Origin of the sequence: Streptomyces sp. NPDC059002, from assembly GCF_042740435.1 — a bacterium.
Classification (GTDB): domain Bacteria; phylum Actinomycetota; class Actinomycetes; order Streptomycetales; family Streptomycetaceae; genus Streptomyces.
The window spans coordinates 99,875-119,775 of the sequence record NZ_JBHYJI010000025.1; the positions used below are offsets into that span (position 1 = coordinate 99,875).

22 protein-coding genes and 1 tRNA gene are annotated in these 19,901 nt (G+C 71.7%); 8 read left to right on the plus strand and 15 right to left on the minus strand.

Annotated elements, in window-relative coordinates:
- Positions 1-117 precede the first annotated feature (117 nt).
- The 7 genes from ACFWZ2_RS22995 to ACFWZ2_RS23025 form a co-directional block, all read right to left on the minus strand.
- Positions 118-954: an RNA polymerase sigma factor SigF gene (locus tag ACFWZ2_RS22995; protein WP_384548469.1), complete on the minus strand. Its 837-nt coding sequence runs from the start codon at positions 952-954 to the stop codon at positions 118-120.
- A 189-nt stretch (positions 955-1,143) separates the two neighbouring features.
- Entirely contained in the window at positions 1,144-1,437 is a 294-nt protein-coding gene (locus tag ACFWZ2_RS23000) for a Dabb family protein (protein ID WP_384548471.1), read from the minus strand.
- Positions 1,438-1,493: 56 nt separating this feature from the next.
- Positions 1,494-1,673, minus strand: coding sequence for a hypothetical protein (locus tag ACFWZ2_RS23005; RefSeq protein ID WP_055553710.1), 180 nt, complete (start codon positions 1,671-1,673; stop codon positions 1,494-1,496).
- A gap of 436 nt (positions 1,674-2,109) precedes the next feature.
- Positions 2,110-2,200 (minus strand) — tRNA-Ser (locus ACFWZ2_RS23010).
- Positions 2,201-2,231: 31 nt separating this feature from the next.
- Positions 2,232-2,702: a tRNA adenosine(34) deaminase TadA gene (gene tadA, locus ACFWZ2_RS23015; RefSeq protein ID WP_384548514.1), complete on the minus strand. Its 471-nt coding sequence runs from the start codon at positions 2,700-2,702 to the stop codon at positions 2,232-2,234.
- Positions 2,703-2,786: 84 nt separating this feature from the next.
- Positions 2,787-3,341 carry a hypothetical protein gene (locus tag ACFWZ2_RS23020; protein WP_384548473.1) on the minus strand — a complete coding sequence of 185 codons (555 nt, stop codon included), beginning with the start codon at positions 3,339-3,341 and terminating at the stop codon, positions 2,787-2,789.
- Between the two features lie 205 nt (positions 3,342-3,546).
- Positions 3,547-3,717, minus strand: coding sequence for a hypothetical protein (locus ACFWZ2_RS23025; protein ID WP_384548475.1), 171 nt, complete (start codon positions 3,715-3,717; stop codon positions 3,547-3,549).
- 100 nt (positions 3,718-3,817) lie between these two features.
- Between ACFWZ2_RS23025 and upp the strand changes: the two genes are divergently transcribed.
- On the plus strand, positions 3,818-4,453 hold the full coding sequence (gene upp / locus ACFWZ2_RS23030; RefSeq protein WP_384548477.1) for a uracil phosphoribosyltransferase: 636 nt from the start codon (positions 3,818-3,820) through the stop codon (positions 4,451-4,453).
- 21 nt (positions 4,454-4,474) lie between these two features.
- Here upp and ACFWZ2_RS23035 read toward each other — a convergent pair whose 3' ends face one another.
- Positions 4,475-5,128, minus strand: a complete 654-nt coding sequence (locus ACFWZ2_RS23035; RefSeq protein ID WP_384548479.1) for a LytR C-terminal domain-containing protein — start codon at positions 5,126-5,128, stop codon at positions 4,475-4,477.
- A gap of 119 nt (positions 5,129-5,247) precedes the next feature.
- The gene (locus tag ACFWZ2_RS23040) at positions 5,248-5,544 is read right to left on the minus strand and encodes a type II toxin-antitoxin system VapB family antitoxin (RefSeq protein ID WP_003955420.1); all 297 of its coding nucleotides are present in this window, start codon (positions 5,542-5,544) and stop codon (positions 5,248-5,250) included.
- A 723-nt stretch (positions 5,545-6,267) separates the two neighbouring features.
- Here ACFWZ2_RS23040 and ACFWZ2_RS23045 point away from each other — a divergent pair.
- A complete protein-coding gene (locus ACFWZ2_RS23045; RefSeq protein WP_384548481.1) occupies positions 6,268-7,806 on the plus strand; it encodes a helicase HerA-like domain-containing protein in 1,539 nt (512 codons plus the stop codon).
- 62 nt (positions 7,807-7,868) lie between these two features.
- Here ACFWZ2_RS23045 and ACFWZ2_RS23050 read toward each other — a convergent pair whose 3' ends face one another.
- Positions 7,869-8,021 carry a hypothetical protein gene (locus ACFWZ2_RS23050; RefSeq protein WP_384548483.1) on the minus strand — a complete coding sequence of 51 codons (153 nt, stop codon included), beginning with the start codon at positions 8,019-8,021 and terminating at the stop codon, positions 7,869-7,871.
- Positions 8,022-8,086: 65 nt separating this feature from the next.
- Positions 8,087-8,428 carry a hypothetical protein gene (locus ACFWZ2_RS23055; protein ID WP_384548485.1) on the minus strand — a complete coding sequence of 114 codons (342 nt, stop codon included), beginning with the start codon at positions 8,426-8,428 and terminating at the stop codon, positions 8,087-8,089.
- Between the two features lie 210 nt (positions 8,429-8,638).
- Between ACFWZ2_RS23055 and ACFWZ2_RS23060 the strand changes: the two genes are divergently transcribed.
- The 3 genes from ACFWZ2_RS23060 (at position 8,639) to ACFWZ2_RS23070 (ending at position 13,391) form a co-directional block, all read left to right on the plus strand.
- Entirely contained in the window at positions 8,639-9,235 is a 597-nt protein-coding gene (locus tag ACFWZ2_RS23060; protein ID WP_384548487.1) for an HhH-GPD-type base excision DNA repair protein, read from the plus strand.
- Between the two features lie 44 nt (positions 9,236-9,279).
- Entirely contained in the window at positions 9,280-11,598 is a 2,319-nt protein-coding gene (locus tag ACFWZ2_RS23065; protein ID WP_384548488.1) for a protein kinase, read from the plus strand.
- Between the two features lie 191 nt (positions 11,599-11,789).
- A complete protein-coding gene (locus ACFWZ2_RS23070; protein ID WP_384548489.1) occupies positions 11,790-13,391 on the plus strand; it encodes an ABC-F family ATP-binding cassette domain-containing protein in 1,602 nt (533 codons plus the stop codon).
- A gap of 4 nt (positions 13,392-13,395) precedes the next feature.
- Here the strand turns inward: ACFWZ2_RS23070 and ACFWZ2_RS23075 are convergent, their stop codons facing one another.
- Positions 13,396-14,613: a cation:proton antiporter gene (locus ACFWZ2_RS23075; protein WP_384548491.1), complete on the minus strand. Its 1,218-nt coding sequence runs from the start codon at positions 14,611-14,613 to the stop codon at positions 13,396-13,398.
- Positions 14,614-14,764: 151 nt separating this feature from the next.
- Here ACFWZ2_RS23075 and ACFWZ2_RS23080 point away from each other — a divergent pair, with 151 nt between their 5' ends.
- A complete protein-coding gene (locus ACFWZ2_RS23080) occupies positions 14,765-15,628 on the plus strand; it encodes a PrsW family intramembrane metalloprotease (protein WP_384548516.1) in 864 nt (287 codons plus the stop codon).
- A 42-nt stretch (positions 15,629-15,670) separates the two neighbouring features.
- Positions 15,671-16,882 (plus strand): PucR family transcriptional regulator, encoded by a 1,212-nt coding sequence (locus tag ACFWZ2_RS23085; protein ID WP_384548493.1) that lies wholly within the window; start codon positions 15,671-15,673, stop codon positions 16,880-16,882.
- Between the two features lie 61 nt (positions 16,883-16,943).
- On the opposite strand, the gene ACFWZ2_RS23090 is transcribed toward ACFWZ2_RS23085, so the two are convergent.
- The 3 genes from ACFWZ2_RS23090 to ACFWZ2_RS23100 are packed head-to-tail and all read right to left on the minus strand — an operon-like array spanning position 16,944 to position 18,811.
- Positions 16,944-18,086, minus strand: a complete 1,143-nt coding sequence (locus ACFWZ2_RS23090) for an SPFH domain-containing protein (protein WP_384548494.1) — start codon at positions 18,084-18,086, stop codon at positions 16,944-16,946.
- Positions 18,087-18,096: 10 nt separating this feature from the next.
- A complete protein-coding gene (locus ACFWZ2_RS23095; RefSeq protein WP_384548496.1) occupies positions 18,097-18,351 on the minus strand; it encodes a hypothetical protein in 255 nt (84 codons plus the stop codon).
- A 40-nt stretch (positions 18,352-18,391) separates the two neighbouring features.
- Positions 18,392-18,811, minus strand: a complete 420-nt coding sequence (locus ACFWZ2_RS23100; RefSeq protein ID WP_384548498.1) for a nuclear transport factor 2 family protein — start codon at positions 18,809-18,811, stop codon at positions 18,392-18,394.
- 132 nt (positions 18,812-18,943) lie between these two features.
- Here ACFWZ2_RS23100 and ACFWZ2_RS23105 point away from each other — a divergent pair, with 132 nt between their 5' ends.
- The gene (locus ACFWZ2_RS23105; protein WP_384548500.1) at positions 18,944-19,567 is read left to right on the plus strand and encodes a TetR/AcrR family transcriptional regulator; all 624 of its coding nucleotides are present in this window, start codon (positions 18,944-18,946) and stop codon (positions 19,565-19,567) included.
- Positions 19,568-19,901 lie beyond the last annotated feature (334 nt).

Here is a 19,901-nt window from a genome sequence, read left to right on the forward strand (position 1 = left end):
CGTTGTATTAACTTGTCTAAAAACATGGGGCAAATCCGTGAAGTAATGGGGGGGTGTGGGGTATTACACGGGGGTGGGCCGTCGGGAACACCCCCGCCGCCACTCCACTCGATACGGTTACGCCTCGATCCGATTTGCGGACCGAAGCCGCGCGAAGCTCCTGGCGAGCAGTCGCGACACATGCATCTGGGAAACGCCCAGTTCGGCGCTGATCTGCGACTGCGTCAGATTGCTGTAGTAGCGAAGCAGCAGGATCCGCTGTTCGCGCTCGGGCAGTTGGACCAGGAGATGGCGCACGAGGTCGCGGTGCTCGACGCCGTCGAGCGCGGGGTCCTCGTAGCCGAGCCGGTCGAGCAGCCCGGGCAGCCCGTCGCCCTCCTGGGCCGCCTCCAACGACGTTGCGTGGTACGAGCGTCCGGCCTCGATGCAGGCGAGCACCTCGTCCTCGGTGATGCGCAGCCGTTCGGCGATCTCCGCGGTCGTCGGCGAGCGCCCGAAGGCGGTGGTGAGGTCCTCGGTCGCGCCCGTCACCTGCACCCACAACTCGTGCAGCCGCCGCGGCACGTGGACCGTGCGGACGTTGTCGCGGAAGTACCGCTTGATCTCGCCGACCACGGTCGGCATCGCGAAGGTCGGGAACTGCACGCCCCGGTCCGGGTCGAACCGGTCGATGGCGTTGATGAGCCCGATGGTCCCGACCTGGACGACGTCCTCCATCGGCTCGTTGCGGCTGCGGAAGCGGGCGGCCGCGTACCGCACGAGCGGCAGATTGGCCTCGATGAGCGCGCCGCGCACGCGGCCGTGCTCGGGGCTGCCCGGCTCGAGCTCCTTGAGCTGGCCGAAGAGGACCTGCGTCAGGGCCCGGGTGTCGGCACCGCGGGTACTCCCGGTGCTCGGTGGCGCCTTCACGGGTGGAGCTTCAGGCGCAGTACTGGCCGGCACGGTCAACGCCACCCCTTCTCAAACAAGCACGGTCAAGCTCGGTCGACCCTGGTCAACTCATCCGTCAAAAGCGGTCATAGCATCACAAGACATGTGCACTGTGTGCAAGCACCCGATAACTACGTGTTGAGGGAGGAGTTGGGGCACAAGACGCAGAACAGCCCCTCACCGTTCCGGTGAGGGGCTGACGCGTCGGAAAGATCAGAATTCGTAGTCCGCGATCACCCACGTGGCGAACTCGCGCCACAGCGCGACGCCCGCCTGGTGGGCCGGGTGCTCGATGTACCGCTTCAGCGCATCGGTGTCCTCGACCGCCGAGTTGATGGCGAAGTCGTACGCGATGGGGCGGTCGCTGATGTTCCAGTCGCACTCCCAGAACGTCAGCTCAGGGATCTGCTCGCCGAGTGCGCGGAAGGCCTTGACGCCCTCGACGACGCGCGGCTCGTCGCGCGTGACGCCGTCGTTGAGCTTGAAGAGGACCAGATGGCGGATCACGGGCACTCCTTGGAGAGGACTGGGGCCTTGACGGCTACGAGGGCCTTGGCGGCCGCTCAGTCCTTGCCTCCGTTGGCGACCCAGGTCATGAAGTCGCCGATGCTCTGAGCGGCGCTCGAGACGCCTTCGAAGCCTATCTGCACATAGTCGGCGGCCTTGGCCGGGTCGGTGATGATCACGTAGAGCACGAAGACGACCACGACGAAGAGACCGAGCTTCTTCCACTGCACTGCCACGATCTGGCCTCCCCTTACCCGCGCCCCGTGTGACCCCTGTGACGGCGGTGAGTCTAACCCGGAGCACACTCACGGGGCTTTTAGGGACCAACGACCTGGCAGCAGAGGCCCTTTGCCCGGCCGATCGCGGTGGCGCGCGGAGCAGGATGGGTGATGAGCCCAGCGGATCTGGCAGGAATCCGCGGGTGAGGGACTGACCCAACTGCGGGGTCGACGCCGTCTGCTTTCCCCCCTGACGGCGGTGTCGACTTGTGGGTCGGTCCTCGTCGGGGGAAGCGGCTTGTCCCCCCGATGCCGCTTCCCCCGTCCCAGCGGGAGAGAGCCCCGGCGCCACACGGCGCCGGGGCTCTTCGCATGACATCAGGGGGCGACAGGCCCCGCCGCACAACAAAAACACCCCCTCTGACCAGTGGAAACCGATCAGAGAGGGTGTCAGTGGCGGTAGCGGTGGGATTTGAACCCACGGTGACGGGTTACGCCACACTCGCTTTCGAGGCGAGCTCCTTCGGCCGCTCGGACACGCTACCGAGAGGAACTCTAGCCCAAGGTGGGCCGTGGTCAGAAATCCGTTTGTCCGAGCGCCTGCGCAGAGCCCCGGTGACCCTCCCGGAAGAACCGCGTGAGCAGCCCGGACGCCTCGTCCGCGAGGACGCCTTCGATGACTTCGGGACGGTGGTTGAGCCTTCTGTCGCGTACGAGATCCCAGAGCGAGCCCGCCGCCCCCGCCTTGTCGTCCCGGGCCCCGTAGACGACCCGGTCGACGCGGGACTGCACGAGCGCGCCCGCGCACATCGTGCAGGGTTCGAGGGTCACGACGAGGGTGCAGCCGGTCAGCCGCCACTCGCCGAGCCCGGCGGCGGCCCTGCGCAGGGCGAGCACCTCCGCGTGCGCGGTCGGATCGCCGGTCGCCTCGCGTTCGTTGTGCCCGACGGCGAGCACCGTCGTGCCGTCCGGGGACAGCACGACGGCACCGACCGGGACGTCACCGCCCCGGACGGCCAGTTCGGCCTCGGCGAGGGCGCGCCGCATCGGCGCGCGCCAAGGGTCGCGTACGGGATCGGGGGTCCGGTCACCCGGACCGTTCGGCTCTGGCTTGTCGGTCACACCGGGAACCTAGCGGACGGTCTCGAGCACCTCCGCCGCCCCGAGGATCTCGGCGATCTCACTGAGTGCGTCGCCGCTCGCCAGGCCCAGGAGGTCCTTCTCCGGCACACCGAGGTCCGCGAGGATCTCCGTGTCCCCGAGCGGACCCGCGGGCACCGCGTCGGCGTCGGCGTCCGCGTCGGGGTCGTCGGCGGGGTCCGCGGCGTCCGCCGGTTCCCCGTCCTCCGTGCCGTCGAGGTCGAGGGCGTCCAGGTCGTCGGCCGGGTCGTCGCCCGGGTCCCGGCCGAGCATCTCGTCGGTGAGCAGGATCTCCCCGTACGAGCTGCGGGCGGCCGCGGCCGCGTCCGAGACGTAGATGCGAGGGTCTTCCTCGCCGTCCACGCGGACGACGCCGAACCACGCGTCTTCCTGTTCGATGAAGACGAGCACTGTGTCGTCGTCGTAATCGGCCGTGGCTTCACGGGCCAGGTCGGCCAGATCCGACAGGGTCTCCACATCGTCGAGCTCCGTGTCGCTCGCTTCCCACCCGTCTTCGGTGCGCGCGAGCAGTGCGGCGAAGTACACCGTGACTCTCCCACTGGTCATAGGCAGTGCCGGTTGGCGGTTTTGGGGTCCCCCCGGCGAGGTCGGGGAGCGGGGAGTTGCTGTGCCAAGCCCCGCCCATTCGGAATCGTGGCAGAAACAGCGCCGTCAGGAGAGGTCTTCCGGCCGCTGTGTTCCGCGTCGCGTTTTCCCGGTGGCCTCGACGGGCCCGCCGCCGAGGCGTCGGCTACCAGCGGAACGTGCGCATACGCATCGCCTGACGCGCCCGTGCCGCCCGGGCGCGGCGCGGTTTCACGCGGTCGCGGAGCTCCAGGGCCTCGGTGCGCTCACGCAGGAACTGGGCGCGGCGCCTGCGGCGCTCGGCGTCGGTCTCGTCTTCCGGCTTGCGCTCCGCCATGGGCCACACCACCTCAGTCCGTACGTCCCCACTTTCCCCCCGGCGGCGGGGTTGATGCCAGCGAGGGGAGAGCGGCCCTGTCCCGGTTACTGTTGATGTCATGCGGATCCACGTCGTCGACCACCCGCTGGTGGCGCACAAACTCACCACGCTGCGCGACAAGCGCACCGACTCCCCGACCTTCCGGCGCCTCGCCGACGAGCTGGTCACCCTGCTCGCGTACGAGGCCACCCGGGACGTGCGCACCGAGCAGGTCGACATCGAGACCCCCGTGACGGAGACGACCGGCGTCAAGCTGTCGTACCCCCGCCCGCTGGTCGTGCCGATCCTGCGCGCCGGTCTCGGCATGCTCGACGGCATGGTGCGCCTGCTGCCGACCGCCGAGGTGGGCTTCCTCGGCATGATCCGCAACGAGGAGACCCTGGAGGCCTCCACGTACGCGACGCGCATGCCCGAGGACCTCTCCGGGCGCCAGGTCTACGTCCTGGACCCGATGCTGGCCACGGGCGGCACGCTCGTCGCGGCCATCCAGGAGCTCATCAAGCGCGGCGCCGACGACGTGACCGCCGTGGTGCTGCTCGCCGCCCCCGAGGGCGTCGAGGTCATGGAGCGCGAGCTGGCGGGCACGCCGGTGACGGTCGTGACGGCCTCGGTCGACGAGCGGCTCAACGAGCAGGGGTACATCGTGCCGGGGCTCGGCGACGCGGGCGACCGCATGTACGGGGCCGCGGAGTAACCTCCGCCGGCAGTTCTCCTGCTAGCAGTTCTTCTTGCCTGACGGCGTGGACGTCGGCTTGGGCCTGGTGAGTTCCGCCAGGGCCTTGTCGGCGTCCTCTTTCTTTGCCAGGTCCTTGAACTTGGTGCCGAGGATCAGGTCGACCTCGCCGCCCTTGCGGCCGTCCGTCCTCGGTTCGGCGCCCGCGAGCTGGGTGCCGAGGACCGGCAGGGCGGTGTCGGCGGCCGACTTGGCGCCGAGCAGTATCCCGGTGCCCTCGACCTTCTTGTCGAACGCCTTCGTGGCGTTGCCGACCTTGCCGATGGCGAAGCCGCGCTTCTTCAGCTCGTCCGCGGTGTCCTTGGCCAGACCGCCGCGGGGCGTGGCGTTGAAGACGTTGACCGTGATCTGGCCCGGCTTGGGCAGCGGCTTCGGCTTCCCGGCCCGCGCCGATGTGGAGGCGGCGGGCTTCCGGTCGCACTCCGGGGCCGCGGGGCCCGCGGCCGCCGCCTTGTCGCCGCCGCCGAAGACATGGATGAGCTGCAGCGTGCCCCAGCCGATCAGGCCCACGACCGCGGCGGACGCGATGACCGCGAGCACGATCCTGCGGCGCCCGCTGGGGCGGCGCATGCGTGGATATTTGTCCCCCGTGATGCGGTACTTTCCGCCCATGCCGGGGGGAGTGAGCATGCTCATGGGCGCAGCGTAGTGCCGTGCGACGGCGATGCCTACTAAATGATCATTGCCCGGCGTCCACTCCAACCCAAAAGGGCCAATGCGGACTTGGGGCCGCCGCGTGCACGGGAGCGGGTGGGTCAGCCCAGTTCGAGCACGCGCGCGTGGAGCACCTGGCGCTGCTGCAGCGCGGCGCGGACCGCGCGGTGCAGCCCGTCCTCCAGGTAGAGATCGCCCTGCCACTTCACCACGTGCGCGAAGAGGTCGCCGTAGAACGTCGAGTCCTCGGCGAGCAGCGTCTCGAGGTCGAGCTGCCCCTTGGTCGTCACGAGCTGATCGAGGCGGACCGGGCGCGGCGCGACGTCCGCCCACTGCCGGGTGCTTTCCCGGCCGTGGTCGGGGTACGGCCGGCCGTTTCCGATGCGCTTGAAGATCACACGGAAAGCCTACCGGGCAAGGCTCTCCGGGCGCAGCCATGGCGACGGAGTGCGACTCTGGGAAATGACGCCGGAAATCGGGGCAAACCGGGAACACTCAAGCCGGGAACAGGGGCCGAAGTGAGCGACAGCCAGCCGATGCCGTCCACGTCCGAGAGCGGGAACCGCCCGAACGAGTCTGCCGAGGGTGCGGGGGTGACGGACGGAGGCGGGGATTCCGCGGGTTCCGCGGGGGCGGTCGGGGCTGCGGAGGGGGCGCGGGGCGAGCCGGGGGGATCACAGGGGGCGAAAGGTGGAGCGCGGGGGAGGTTCGTGCCGCCGGTCGCGCCGTCGGTGGGGGCGGAGGGGGGTTCGGCGGGCGCGGGGGGCTCGGTGGGTTCAGCAGGGCCGGTGGGTTCAGCGGTCCCGGAGGGATCGGTGGGCGCAGTGGGGTCGGTGGGTTCAGCGGATTCGGCGGGCTTGCCGGGTTCGGCGGGTTCCGGGGGATCGGAGGGTTCAGTAGGGCCGGAGGGGGCAGCGGGCGCAGTGGGCTCGGAGGCGGCAGCGGATTCGGCGGGCTCGGCGGGTTCCGGGGGTGCGGGGGGCGCGGGAGCCGAGCCCGAGGTCGTTTCCGGGGGTGCGGGGGGTGCGGGAGTCGAGCCCGAGGTCGTTTCCGGGGGTGCGGGGGGCTCGGGAGTCGAGCCCGAGGTTGTTTCCGGGGGTGCCGCGTTGCCGCAGGAGGCCATGGCGATCGCCGCCGGGTACGCCTTCACCGGGCCCGCCCTCGACCTGGGCGCCCTGCTCTGGGACGGGCAGTGCCTCGCCGACGCGCAGATCCGCATCCCGCTGCCCATGCTCAACCGGCACGGGCTCGTCGCCGGGGCCACCGGTACCGGCAAGACCAAGACCCTGCAGCTCATCGCCGAGCAGCTGGCCGCGCAGGGCGTCCCCGTGTTCCTCGCCGACATCAAGGGCGACGTCTCCGGCATCTCCGCACCCGGCGAGGCGGGCGCCAAGGTCGCCGAGCGGGCCGCCGACGTGGGGCAGCAGTGGGAGGCGACCGGGTTCCCCAGCGAGTTCTACGCGCTCGGCGGCATCGGGACCGGGATCCCCGTGCGGGCCACGATCACCAGCTTCGGGCCCGTACTGCTCGCGAAGGTGCTCCAGCTCAACCAGACCCAGGAGCAGTCCCTCGGCCTGATCTTCCACTACGCCGACCAGAAGGGCCTCGAACTGGTCGACCTGAAGGACCTGCGGGCCGTCGTCACCTTCCTGACCTCCGACGAGGGCAAGCCCGAACTCAAGGGGATCGGCGGGCTCTCGACCGTGACGGCCGGGGTCATCCTGCGGGCGCTCACCGCCTTCGAGGCGCAGGGCATGGCCGACTTCTTCGGGGAGCCCGAGTTCGACACGAGCGAGTTCCTGCGGACGGCGCCGGACGGGCGCGGCATGGTGTCGGTCCTCGAACTCCCCGCCGTACAGGACAAGCCCCAGCTCTTCTCGACGTTCCTGATGTGGCTGCTCGCCGACCTCTACAACGACCTGCCCGAAGTCGGCGACGTCGAGAAGCCCAAGCTCGTCTTCTTCTTCGACGAGGCCCATCTGCTCTTCAACGGGGCGTCCAAGGCCTTCCTGGAAGCCATCACGCAGACCGTGCGGCTGATCCGGTCGAAGGGAGTGGGCGTCTTCTTCGTGACACAGACCCCGAAGGACGTGCCCGCCGACGTCCTCGCCCAGCTCGGCAACCGCGTGCAGCACGCGCTGCGGGCCTTCACGCCCGAGGACCAGAAGGCGCTCAAGGCGACCGTGCGGACCTTTCCCGATTCCGCGTACGACCTGGAGGAGATCCTCACCGGGATCGGCACCGGCGAGGCCGTCATCACCGTGCTCAGCGAGAAGGGCGCGCCGACGCCCGTCGCCGCGACGCGGCTGCGGGCGCCCGAGTCCCTGATGGGGCCCGTGGAGGCGGGGGCGCTTGAGCAGGCCGTGCGGGGGTCGCTCCTGTACTCGCGGTACGCGGACGCCGTCGATCGTGAGTCGGCGTACGAGAAGCTGACCGCCCGGGAGGCGGAGACGCAGGCCCGCAAGCAGGCCGAGGCGGAGGCCGCCGAGGCGGAGAAGGCGGCGCGGGCCGCGGCGCGGGGGAAGCCGCAGGGGGACGGGTCCGTGGTGGAGCAGGTGGTCGGCAGCGGGATGTTCAAGTCCCTGCTGCGGTCCATGGGGACGCAGATCGGGCGGGAGATCTCGCGGTCGGTGTTCGGGACGGCTCGGCGCAGACGCTGATTCCGGCGGGGCGCCTCGGGCGGTGCCTCGGGGCGTCTGCGCCGCCTCGCCTCGGCCGTGGGTCAGTCGTCCTTGTGGTCCGGGTGGGGCTCGGGGGTGGTGGTGTGCGGGGGGCGGTGGGGCTTCTCGTTCTCTTCGGCGGGTGGGGCGCTCTTGGTGCGTACGGCTTCCGCGCGGAGGAGGGCGTGCAGGGCCGCGTAGGGGTCCATGGGCATGGGGGTGTCCTTGATCTGCGCTTGTGCTGTGTGACGGGTGACAGGGGCTTGTTTCGCCTCTCCTGTCAGCAGCGCAGGACCACCGAGCGGGGGGTCGGGACGTGGAGGTGGGGGTGTGGGCGGGGCTGGGGTTCGGTGAGGGGTGTGGCTGGGGTGGTGCGGGGGCGGTGGGGTGTTGGGGTGGGGAGGCGGGTGGCGTGGCGGGTCGGGAGGCGGAGGGCGGTGTCTGTGGTGTCCTGCTGGGTCTCTGGGCCGGGCTCGGTGGAGAGGGTCGTGGGTGGGGTGAGCGCCGGGGCGGTTGTGTGGGGTGGGGCGAGCAGGATGAGGAGGGGGAGTACGACGAGGGTGAGCAGCGTGCGGGGCCAGGTGGCGCGGCGGGGGTAGGCGCGGAGGGCCCGGCTGCTCATGGGGGCCATGTCCCCGCCCTGGCCCCGCATCGAGCGCCGCGCCGCCCAGATCCGCCCTCTTGGGCTACGCGGGGTGGCGTCGCGTTGCCGCTGCTTCTGCTTCCCCCACCCGCCCCAGCGTGGGCCGCTGCCCCTGTGGGCAATCGTGCCGCTGGGCGGCACGGGTGGGTTGGAGTGGTGAGGGTGGTGGGGGCGGGGGATTATCGGGGGATGGATGTGACGCTTCGGTTGGCGCAGCAGGCGGACGCGGACGAGTTGTTGGGGCGGAGCCCACTCGCCGCGCTGGTCGGCATGCTGCTGGACCAGCAGGTCCCCATGGAGTGGGCGTTCGCGGGTCCGTACACGATCGCTCAGCGGATGGGCGCGGACGACCTCGATGCCCATGACATCGCGGCGTACGACCCGGAGGAGTTCGCCGCGCTCCTCTCCGCCAAGCCGGCGGTCCACCGCTACCCCGGCTCGATGGCCAAACGCATCCAGCAGCTCTGCCAGTACCTGGTGGAGCACTACGACGGGGACGCGACCGCCGTCTGGGAGGGCGTCGGCACCGGCAAGGAGCTGTTGCAACGCCTGAACGACCTGCCGGGGTTCGGCAAGCAGAAGGCGCAGATCTTCCTGGCGCTGCTGGGCAAGCAGCTCGGCGTACGGCCGAAGGGCTGGCGCGAGGCCGCGGGGGATTACGGCGCGGCGAAGGCGTACCGCTCGGTCGCCGACATCACGGGTCCCGAGTCCCTGCACAAGGTCCGCGCGCACAAGCAGGAGCTGAAGGCGGCGGCCAAGGCGGCGAAGGCGGCCAAGGCCACGTAGCGCGCGGCCGGTACTGTCGCCCCCACGTCGGCGGAGGGGGAAGCGTGCGGGGGCGGCTGATCGGGGAGCGGTACGAGCTGGGGGAGCTGCTCGGCTCGGGTGGCATGGGCGAGGTCTGGCGGGCCAGGGACCTGCGTCTCGACCGTGCGGTTGCGGTCAAGATCCTGTTGCCGGAGCGCGGTGCGGACGGGCGGGACGGGCGGGACGGGACGGAGCAGGGGGACCGTGCCGAGCTGCTCGCGCGGTTCCGGCGTGAGGCCCGCGTCGCCGCCTCGCTCGACAGTCCGTACATCGTTGCCGTGCATGACCATGGGGACGACGCGGGCAGTCCGTATCTCGTGATGGCGCTCGTGGAGGGCCGCGCGCTCCATCAGGTGCTGCGGGAGCGCGGGCGGGTGCCCGTCGACGACGCGCTGCGGTGGGTGGCCGACGTGTGCCGGGGGCTTGCCGTCGCGCATGACGCGGGGGTCGTCCACCGGGACATCAAGCCCGCCAACATCATGGTCACGGGCGAGGGGCCGGAGTCCGTCGCGAAGGTCGTCGACTTCGGCATCGCCAAGTTCGTCGAGGCGCGTTCCACCGACCCGCAGTTGACGAGGACCGGGCAACTGCCGTTCGGCAGCGTGCTGTACATGGCGCCCGAGCGGTTCCGCGGCGGCCCCGGCGACGGACGCATCGACCTCTACGCGCTCGGCTGTGTCCTGTACGAACTCCTGGTGGGGCGGCCGCCGTTCGTCGGCGACGCGGCGGGCGTCATGTACAACCACCTGCACGACGAGCCGCTCCGTCCGAGCCGTGCGCGGTCCGAACTGACGCCGGGCATCGACCGGTTGGTCCTGGGGCTGATGGCCAAGGATCCGGATGACCGGCCGGTGGATGCCCGGGCCGCGCTGGAGCAGGTGCTTGCCGTCGGTGGGCAGGGGAGCGTCGGCGTCGGTCCGGTGGGTGTACATGACGCCCGCCGCGTCGTGGAGGAGCCCAAGGCACGGAACGTGCCGGAGCCGGAGAAGGCGCCCGAGGACGCCCCGGTCGTCGGCCTGCGGCGGGCGCACACCTGGCGTACGGAAGATCTGCCCCCGGCCCGGGCGGCGGAGGTCGCGAAGGTGTCCGGGGGCGGACGGCCGCGGCGGTCCCGGCTCGGTGTCGTGCTCGGGACGCTCGTCGCCCTGCTCGCCGTCGGGATCCCGGTGGGCGTGGGGATCGGGGGCGGTTCGTCCGAGGAGGGTCCTGGGGAAGGCGGCGGGCGGTCCGCCGCGCCGGGCGGGACGGGGGCGCCGGACGAGGGGTACACCATCGGGGTCGCCTACGACTGGGGCGACGACGAGGACGGGCGCATACCGAAGGTGCGCAAGCAGGTCGTCGACGCCGCGTTGAAGGAGGCGGCGCGGCGGGCCGGCGGCAAGCGGGTTCCGGTGCGGGCCGTGCCGGTGGAGGACTATCGGGACACGCCCGCCGAGGAGTTGCTGGAGCGGCACCCGGGGATGCTCGCGATCGTCGGTGACGTGCAGGACTTCGCGGGTGTCGACGTCGACTACTCGCAGGAGATGGCCGTGCTCGACACCTGCGGTCCGGGGCCGGGGGATCCGGGCTACGAATTCGCCACGCCCGCCGACGACGTGGCGGTGGGCAAGGCGGCGGGCCGGTATCTGTCCGGCGCGTACGGCGTGCACGACGTCCTCATCGGGTCCGACAGCGACTGGACGGACGACGACGAGCGCGACGAGTTCCCGCACGGGCTGCGGAAGGCGGGGCTGCGGCCGGTGGCGACGGAACTCGAGCCGTACACGATGGACCGGTACGAGATCGCCCGCGACATGACCGAGCACCGGCCGGACGCCGTCACCGTCTCCGATCTGCGGACCGGTGACGAGGAGGACTGGGTGCCGACCGTGAAGAAGTACGACTCCCTCGTCGCGGTCCGCAACGTCCACGAGAACGCCTGCGAGGCCGCCGACAACCGCAAGATGTTCGACGACCAGGACCGTGAACTCCCGGACGGCGCCGTGCGGTTCCGTACGTTCTACGACGAGGAACTCGCGCCGGACTGCGCCTCCTTCCCGAAGCTGTGCACGGAAGGGAGGAAGCCGCGGGGTCTCTTCGCGCACCGCGGCGCCGCCGAACTGTACGACGGGACGCTCCTGTTGGCCGAGGGGATCGGGCGCGTGCTCGACCGGGCGGGCGAGGAGGACCCCGACCGGCTGCGCGCCGAGGTCAGAGGCGCGCTCGCCCGCGTCGAGGCGGACGGTGTCCTCGGGCACTACGCCTTCAAGGACAACCAGGCCGTGGACCGCCCGGTGTGGGTCGACCGGAGGGTGGACGGCCGGTGGCGGTCGCTCGGGACGGTGCGGCGCATCACGGGGTGAGGCGGGGAAGCGGGATCACGGGGTGAGGCGGGGGCGCGCACGGAGGGACGCGGGGGCGCGGGAGGAATTCGGGTGCGGGGCGGGCGCGGGGTCGTTAGCCTCGGTCGTATGTCTACGCCCCGCATCTCCTAGCCAGGACACACGCCTTCACGTCACCCGTGTGTCCATTCGCTACTGCGGAGCGTTACCCCATGATCACCGTACGAGGCATCGACGTGCGCGTCGGCGCCCGACTGCTGCTGTCCGACGTCAGCTTCCACGTCGCCCCCGGCGACCGCATCGGCCTGGTCGGCAGGAACGGCGCCGGCAAGACCACCCTCATGAAGGTCCTCGCGGAGCAGGCCGTGCCCGCCGCCGGTGCCGTCACCCGCACCGGCACCGTCGGCCATCTCTCCCAGGACCCCGGCGCCGCCGACCCCGCCGTCACCGTCACCGACCGCATCCTGTCGGCCCGCGCCCTCGACGAGGCGGTCGCCGCGCTGCGTACCGCCGAGAGCGGCATGGCCGGGGCCGAAGGACCGGCCGCCCAGGAGCGGGCCATGGCCGCCTACGCCCGCGCCGACGATCTGTTCCAGGCGCGGGGCGGCTATGCCGCGGAGGCCGAGGCCGCCCGTGTCGCCGCGGGGCTCGGGCTCCCCGAGCGGTCCCTGCACCGGCCCGTCGGGGAGCTCTCGGGCGGTCAGCGGCGCCGCGTCGAGCTCGCCAGGATCCTGTTCGCGCGGCACGACACGCTGCTCCTCGACGAGCCGACCAACCATCTCGACGCCGACTCGGTGGGGTGGCTGCGCGGATATCTGGCGGGCAGGCCGGGCGGCCTCGTGCTGATCAGCCACGACACCGGGCTGCTCGCCGACACCGTCAACCGGGTCTTCCACCTCGATCCCCGGCGCGCCACCGTCGACGTGCACAACACCGGCTGGCACACCTACCTCGACCAGCGTGCCGCGGACGAGCGGCGGCGGGCCCGCGAGCGCGCCAACGCCGAGCGCAAGGCCGCGTCGCTGCGCGCCCAGGCCGACAAGATGCGCTCCCACGTCGCCACCGCGACCGCCGCGAAGAACATGGACCGGCGGGCCGAGCGCATGCTGGCGGGCACGGAGCCGGTGCGGCGCGGCGAGAAGGTCGCGCGGATCCGGCTGCCGGAGCCCGCGCCGTGCGGCCGGATGCCGCTCGGCGCGATCGCCCTCGGCAAGGCGTACGGGTCCCATCGCGTGCTCACCGGTGTCGATCTGGCCGTCGACCGGGGCAGCAGGCTCGTCGTCCTCGGGCTGAACGGCGCGGGCAAGACGACGCTGCTCCGGATCCTCGCCGGGCGTGAACACCCGGACGAGGGGCGGGTGGTGGCGGGGCCGGGGCTGCGCCTCGGGTACTTCGCGCAGGAGCACGACACCCTGGAGGGCGCGAAGAGCGTCCGGGAGAACCTCGCGGGCGCCGCCCCGCATCTGACCGACGGCGAGGTGCGGCGGGTGCTCGGGTCCTTCCTGTTCGGCGGGGACGACGCGGACAAGCCCGCGTCCGTCCTCTCCGGCGGGGAGAAGACCCGGCTCGCGCTGGCCGGGCTCGTCCACTCGGGCGCGAACGTGCTGCTGCTCGACGAGCCCACCAACAACCTCGATCCGGCCTCCAGGGACGAGGTGCTCGGCGCGGTGGGCACCTATCCCGGCGCCGTCGTGATGGTCACGCACGACGAGGGCGCGATCGACGCGTTGCGGCCCGATCGGGTGCTCGTACTGCCGGACGCGGTCGAGGACCTGTGGGGGCAGGACTACCGGGAGCTGGTCGGGCTCGCCTGACGGTTCACCACGACTCCGTGCGGTGGACCGGTCTCGTGGGCGGGGTCACGTCGGTACCGCTCTTCGCGCGCAGCCGCAGCGCGAGGAGCGGGAAGACGAGCACCGACACCATGCCCGCGCCGACCAGCGCCGCCGCCTCGCCCGCGGTCAGCGCCTTCTCGTCGAGGCCGATCGTCGTGATCGCCACGACCAGGGGCAGTGCCGTCGAGTTGTAGAGCATCAGGGACGTGCGGTCGCGGCGGTTCAGGTCGCGCGGGGCCAGGGCGTAGACGGGCAGTCCGCGTACGACGAGGAAGAGGAGCAGGAAGGCGGGGAGCAGGGCGAGCGCGCGGCCGCCGTCCAGGAGCGCGGCCAGGTCGAAGTCGATGCCCGTCACGATGAAGAACACCGGGACGAGGAAGCCGAAGCCCATCGCCTCGATCTTGCCGAGGACCAGTTCGCTGCTCTCGGGGGCCGCGCCCTGCAGGACGAGCCGGGTGAGCAGGCCCGCCGCGAAGGCGCCCAGGAGCGTGTCGAGGCCGAAGGCGTGCGAGAGGCCCAGCATGGCGGCAAGGAGCAGCATCACGAAGCGGACCGCGAACTGGGCGCTGCTGTGCAGGGTCTTGGCGATCACGTTGGCGAACCACGGCGGGCGCGGGCGCAGCGCCCAGAACACCGCGCCCGCCGTGACCGCGGCGAAGGCGGCGAGCAGTGCCGTGGACCTGCCCGGGTCGCTGCCGCCGAGCAGCAGCGTCATCGCGATGATCGGGCCGAACTCGCCCACCGCACCGAACGCCATCATCACCGTGCCGAAGCGGCCCTTCAGGTCCCCCGAGTCGCGCAGGATCGGCAGGACCGTGCCGAGCGCGGTGCTGGTGAGCGCCGTGCCGATCACGAAGCTCTTGGTGACGGCGCCGCCGTTCAGGGCGAACGCGATGCCGAGTCCCAGGGCCAGTGCGATCAGCCAGGCCCACACCGAGCGGCGCAGGGTGTCGCCGCGGACCGTCGCGAACTCGATCTCGTAGCCGGCGAGAAAGATCAGCATCGAGAGGCCCAGGTCGGAGAGGGCGTTGATCGTCTCGCTGTGGTGGGCGAGGCCCAGGACGTCGGGGCCGATCACGATGCCGAGCAGGATCTCGAAGATGACCAGGGGGATGGGGATCCAGCGGCCGAGTCCGTAGGTGAGGAGGGGTGCGATGACCGCGATGGCCATGATCAGGATGAGGGTCCCCGGCTGCGACATAGGACGTATTTAGCATAAAGTCGGGCAAAGTGGATGACCTGTGAGGGTCTGGCGCAGTTTGTCATGGTTTGTTGTGGTCTATGACGATCTGAAAGGGAGGCGCCCGGTGAGCCTCGGTCAGGATCCGGTGGAGGGCGGCGGCGTCCCGCAGATGCGGCCCGGACTGTGGAAGCGCTGCCTGTGGGGCGGGCTCGGGCTGTGGCTGCTCACCGCCGTCATCACGTACGCCACCAAGAACACCAACCTGCTGCCGACGCTGATCCTGCTCGGCAGCTTTCTGGTTCCCGGTGTCTTCGTCCTCTGGGCGTACGAGCGGCACGGCCGCGATCTCGGCCTGAGCGTGCTGCTCAACTGCTTCGTCGTGGGCGGCGTCCTCGGCGTGCTCGGCGCGTCCGTCATGGAGTACTACCTGCTGCATCCCTCGGTGTGGATCTTCGTGGGGGTCGGGCTCATCGAGGAGGCGGTGAAGCTCGCCGCGCTGGTGATCGTGTTGCGGCGGTTCCGGCAGGTGCGGGGGCTGCGGGCCGGGCTCGTGCTCGGCGCTGCGGTGGGATTCGGGTTCGCCGCGTTCGAGAGTTCCGGGTACGCGTTCAACGCCGTGGTCAGCATGCGGGGGCTCGATCTGCGGTCCCTCCTGGAGACCGAGATCCTGCGGGGGCTGCTCGCACCCTTCGGGCACGGCCTGTGGACCGCCATCGCGGGCGGCGTGCTCCTGAAGTTCCGGGAGAGCGGCGGGCGGTTCCGGTTCCCGGGCGCCGTCGTCCTCACATATCTCGGTGTCTCGCTGCTGCACGCGCTGTGGGACTCGATGCACGGCATCGCGGTGTGGCTCGTCGCCGTGATCACCAGCACGGGGCTCGACCGGGCCCTGTTCGCCCAGGGGTACATCCCCGAGCCCACCGCGGAGCAGAAACACCTGTTCACGCTCTTCTCCGTGGGCGGCATGGTCCTCGTCTCGCTCGTCGGCGTCGCGTGGCTGACGTCGCTCGCCCGGGGGCCGCGGCGGCGCGGGTAGGGCCCCGTCCCCTCCGCGGCGGGGCGATTAGGGTGACGCCGCATGGTGAACAGTTCCCACGCCCCCGCCGGGCCCCCGCTGGGCGCCACCGCCAGGGAGATCGCCGCGCGGTGCGAACCGCGCGTGAACGCGCTGGCCCGGCGCATGACGCAGGACGCCTTCGCACGGCTGCGCGGCTACGACGAGCTGCCGTCGGACGTGAAGGACGTCGAGATCGCCGCCACGGCCAGGCACGGCCTGCGCCTCTTCCTCGACCGCGTCGCGGCCCCGGCCGATGCGCCCGGCGACTACGAGTACTTCCGGGAGCGCGCCGCCCAGCGCGCGGACGAGGGCATGCCCCTGCGGCTGCTGCTCAGCACGCACATCCTCGGCACGCAGGTGCTGTGGCGCGCGCTGCGGGACGTCACGCTGCGCGGTGAGGAGTCCGGCCTCGCCGAGCTGAGCGACTACCTGTTCACCGCGCAGGAGCGCATCGTGGCCGCCGTCACCGAGACCTATCTCGACGAGCAGGCCGCCATCGTGGCCGAACGCCGGGAGGAGCGGCGGTCGTTGGCGCGCGCCCTGCTGGAGGGGGCACCCGTGGCGACGGCGGAGGCGGGGGGCTTCGGCGGGGGCGCGGTCGTCCTGTTCCTGCGGCTTCCCGGAGAGGGCGGGCCCGGGCTGCCCGTTGCCGTGCGGCGGCTCGTACGACGGGTGCAGGCCGCCCTCGACCGTGCCTTCGGCGTCGGCGTGCCGACCCTTCTGGACGGTGCGGGCGGCCATGCGCTCGTGCCCGGCGCCCTCGACGTACCCGATGAACTGACTGCTTCACTCCGGGAGTTCTGCGGTCCGGGGCTGCGCATCGGCGTCGCGGATGCCGGGTCCTTCGCGGAGATCCCGGAGGCCGCCCGCACCGCCGAGGAGGTCGTACGCGTCGCGCGTGCCTGCGGCCGGCCGCCCGGTCTGCACCGGCTCGACGACGTACTGCTCGAATATCACCTGTCGCGGCCGAGCGCGGGCAGCGAGCGGATAGCCGCGCTGCTCGAACCGGTCGACGGGCGGCCCGAGTTGACCGAGACCCTGCGCGCCTATCTGGAGCTGGGGCAGGACCGCAGGGCCACCGGGCGCAGGCTCAGCCTGCATCCGAACACCGTCGACAACCGGCTCGCCCGCGTCGCGTCCCTGACCGGGCTCGACCTCACCTCGTCGCACGGCACCGCGCTCGCCCTCGCCGCGCTCCTGCTGCGGGAGGTCGGGGGCGAGCCCGGTGCGTGAGGCCCTGCTGCGGGAAGCCCGGTGCGTTGAGCCCCGCCGCACGAGGTGAGGCGCCCCGCGCCTACTCGATCTCGATGCCCCGCTGCTTGCCGACCGAGGGCTGCTGCTGCTCCTGCTGCTGCGCCGCCGGGTTCAGATTGGCCCTGACCGAGTCGAGGATCGTCAGGCCCTGGCCGACCAGGCCCGCCGCGATCTCGCCGAGGCCGTCGGCGCCGTTGAGCACGTTGACGTTGGCGCCGGACAGGCCCGTCGCCGCCTCCTTGACGATCTGCGGGAGCTGGTCGATCAGCATCCGGTCGAGGGCCACACGGTCGTACGAAGCCGCCGCCTCGGCCTGGATCTTCATCCGCTCCGCCTCGGCGAGGGCGAGCACCCTGATCCGCTCCGCGTCCGCCTCCGCGGGCTTCACGACCTCGGCGACCAGCTGCTGCTGACGCAACTCGGCGGCGCGCTGCGCCAGTTCGGTCTTGGCGTCGAGCACCTCCCGCTGCGCGTGCGCCTCGGCGAGCGGGCCCGCCTGGGCGGCCTTGGCCTGGGCGCGGTCGACCTCGGCGGTGTACTCGGCCTGCACGATGGCGGTGCGCCGCGCGTACTCGGCCTGGTTCCGCGCGGCCTCCTGCTGCGCCTCGGCCGACGCCTGGGTGGCCTGCGCCTGGGCGATCTGTGCCTGGCGCTGGATGGCGGCCTTGTGCGGGGCCGACATGGCCTCGATGTAGCCGGTGTCGCCGTCGTCGATCGACTGGATCTGCAGCGAGTCCACGTGCAGGCCGATCTTCGCCATCTCCGACTTGGAGGTGTCGAGGACCTCCGTGGCGAGCTTCTGCCGCTCGGTGACGATCTCCTCGACCGTCATCGAGCCGATGATGGAGCGCAGATGACCCGCGAAGATCCGGCCGGTCAGGATCGACATCTGGTCCTGGTCGGAGAGGAAACGCTGGCCTGCGTTGACGATGCTCTCCGTGTCGTTGCCTACCTTGAAGGCGATGACCGCGCGCACGGTCAGGGCGATGCCCTGGCGGGTCACGCAGGTCTCGACGACCTCGGCCTCGCACATGGCGAGCTTGAGGAAACGGGTCTTGCGGAACACCGGGAGCACGAACTTGCCGTGGCCTGTCACCACGCGGAACGGCGCACCCCCGAGTCCGCGCCTGCCACCCGAGATCAGCATCGCCTCGTCAGGGGCGGGAACGCGGTAACCGAACATCTTGCTCTCCTCAACCGGCGTCGCCGACCCCTGAGTCGGTCAACGCCTCCAATGGATCGGCCCACTTGATGACGTCGACCTGGCGGGAGCCGCGGGAGTCCGTCACGAGGACGGTCGCCCCGCGGGGCAGCGGGTCGGCGGACCAGGCCAGAAACGTCTCGGTGCCACCGCGGACCCGCACCAGGACCTCACCGGGTCCCGCGTCGCCACGCGTGCCGAGGACCAGCTCCCCCGTACAGCCGATCACCGCTTCGTCCGGCCCCATCGGCGGCCGCCCCCTTGCCACTTCGGTCTCGTCGCCGACCTTATCCCGCGGGGGCCTGGGGGAGGAGTGCCCGGCCGATCTGGTGCGAGCTGCGCATCCTGCCGTCCGGTGTGAAGCGCGCGATCATCTGGATCTCCATGTCGACCGTGCGGTCCTTGCGGTCGCGTACGTGGAGGGTGAAGCGCGCGGCGATCCGGTCGCCGTCCGCCAGCGCCTCCTGCACCTCGAAGCGGTACTCGCCACCGCCGTCGAACCTCTTGCGCACCGGGCGCAGATGGGCGAGGAGGCGGTCCCAGTCGAGCCGCACGCCGTCGGCGATCTGCACGATGTCCCGCGTGTAGTAGCGCTCCATCAGGGGGGTGAAGTCGGCGTCCACTTCATGGCGGGTGAGCTCGTCGGTGAACGAGGTGAAGAAGTCGGCGATGAACTGCTCGGGGGTGGTGGTCTCGAGTGGCGTCATGGCGATTCCGTACTCCTTGCTCTGTCTGCTCTGGCTCTCTCTGCTCTGGCTCTCTCTGCTCCGTGCCGGGATACGATCTCTTACACGCCTGTAAGGTATGGCCTCGCCTCAACTTTGACAAGGTTGTAAGAAATGACTCCGACTCCGACCCCACGGCCGCGCCCCGCCCCCGCCAGGACCGGACCCCGTCGCGCCGACGCCGAGCGCAGTCGCGTCGCCGTACTCGAAGCGGCGATCAAGCTCCTGGGCGAGCGCCCGGACGTCGGCATGGCGGCCATCGCGGCGGCGGCCGGAGTGACCCGCCAGACCGTGTACGCGCACTTCGCGTCGCGGGACGCGCTGTTGTCGGCCGTGGTCGACCGGCTCACGGACCGGACGATGGCGGCGATGGACGCCGCCGAGATCGACGAGGGGCCCGCGGCGGACGCCCTCCTGCGGCTGCTCGACGCCGGCTGGCGGACCTTCGCCGAGCACCCGTTCCTGCTGGACATCAGCACGCACCCGGCGGCCCGCGAGGAGGACAGGGCCCGCCACGAACCGGTCGTCGAGCGGTACGCGCGGCTGATCAGGCGCGGCCGGGAATCGGGCGAGTTCGACACCGGGATGCCGGTGGACTGGCTGGTCGCCGCCACGGTCGCGCTCGGCCACGCGGCGGGCGAGGAGGCGGCGTCGGGCCGCATGCCGCCCGAGCGCGCGGCGGAGGTGCTGCGGAAGAGCGTGCTGCGGGTACTGGGGGCGGGCGGGGCCGCCGGGTAGGCGGAGGTCCGGTGCTCTCCCGGTGATCCCGGCGCCCCGGCGCTCTCCCGGTGACCCCGCCGCCCCGCCGCCCCGGCGCCCCGGCGCCCCGGCGCCCCGGTGACCCCGGTGCCCTGCCGCCTCTGCGCCCTGCCGCCTCTGCGCCCCGGCGCCCTGCCGCCCCGGCGCCCCGGCGCCCCGGTGACCCCGGTGCCCTGCCGCCCCGGTGCCCTGCCGCCTCTGCGCCCTGCCGCCTCTGCGCCCTGCCGCCTCTGCGCCCTGCCGCCTCTGCGCCCCGGCGCCTCTGCGCCCCGGCGCCTCTGCGCCCCGGCGCCTCTGCGCCCCGGCGCCTCTG

Coding starts and splice junctions, on each gene's coding strand:
- tadA (WP_384548514.1), bottom strand. CDS start 2,702: ATGCGGCGCGCCCTCGCCGAGGCCGAACTGGCCGTCCGGGGCGGTGAC.
- ACFWZ2_RS23025 (WP_384548475.1), bottom strand. CDS start 3,717: ATGGCGGAGCGCAAGCCGGAAGACGAGACCGACGCCGAGCGCCGCAGG.
- upp (WP_384548477.1), top strand. CDS start 3,818: ATGCGGATCCACGTCGTCGACCACCCGCTGGTGGCGCACAAACTCACC.
- ACFWZ2_RS23035 (WP_384548479.1), bottom strand. CDS start 5,128: ATGAGCATGCTCACTCCCCCCGGCATGGGCGGAAAGTACCGCATCACG.
- ACFWZ2_RS23045 (WP_384548481.1), top strand. CDS start 6,268: ATGGCGATCGCCGCCGGGTACGCCTTCACCGGGCCCGCCCTCGACCTG.
- ACFWZ2_RS23050 (WP_384548483.1), bottom strand. CDS start 8,021: ATGCCCATGGACCCCTACGCGGCCCTGCACGCCCTCCTCCGCGCGGAA.
- ACFWZ2_RS23055 (WP_384548485.1), bottom strand. CDS start 8,428: ATGAGCAGCCGGGCCCTCCGCGCCTACCCCCGCCGCGCCACCTGGCCC.
- ACFWZ2_RS23060 (WP_384548487.1), top strand. CDS start 8,639: ATGGATGTGACGCTTCGGTTGGCGCAGCAGGCGGACGCGGACGAGTTG.
- ACFWZ2_RS23070 (WP_384548489.1), top strand. CDS start 11,790: ATGATCACCGTACGAGGCATCGACGTGCGCGTCGGCGCCCGACTGCTG.
- ACFWZ2_RS23075 (WP_384548491.1), bottom strand. CDS start 14,613: ATGTCGCAGCCGGGGACCCTCATCCTGATCATGGCCATCGCGGTCATC.
- ACFWZ2_RS23080 (WP_384548516.1), top strand. CDS start 14,765: ATGCGGCCCGGACTGTGGAAGCGCTGCCTGTGGGGCGGGCTCGGGCTG.
- ACFWZ2_RS23085 (WP_384548493.1), top strand. CDS start 15,671: ATGGTGAACAGTTCCCACGCCCCCGCCGGGCCCCCGCTGGGCGCCACC.
- ACFWZ2_RS23090 (WP_384548494.1), bottom strand. CDS start 18,086: ATGTTCGGTTACCGCGTTCCCGCCCCTGACGAGGCGATGCTGATCTCG.
- ACFWZ2_RS23095 (WP_384548496.1), bottom strand. CDS start 18,351: ATGGGGCCGGACGAAGCGGTGATCGGCTGTACGGGGGAGCTGGTCCTC.
- ACFWZ2_RS23100 (WP_384548498.1), bottom strand. CDS start 18,811: ATGACGCCACTCGAGACCACCACCCCCGAGCAGTTCATCGCCGACTTC.
- ACFWZ2_RS23105 (WP_384548500.1), top strand. CDS start 18,944: ATGACTCCGACTCCGACCCCACGGCCGCGCCCCGCCCCCGCCAGGACC.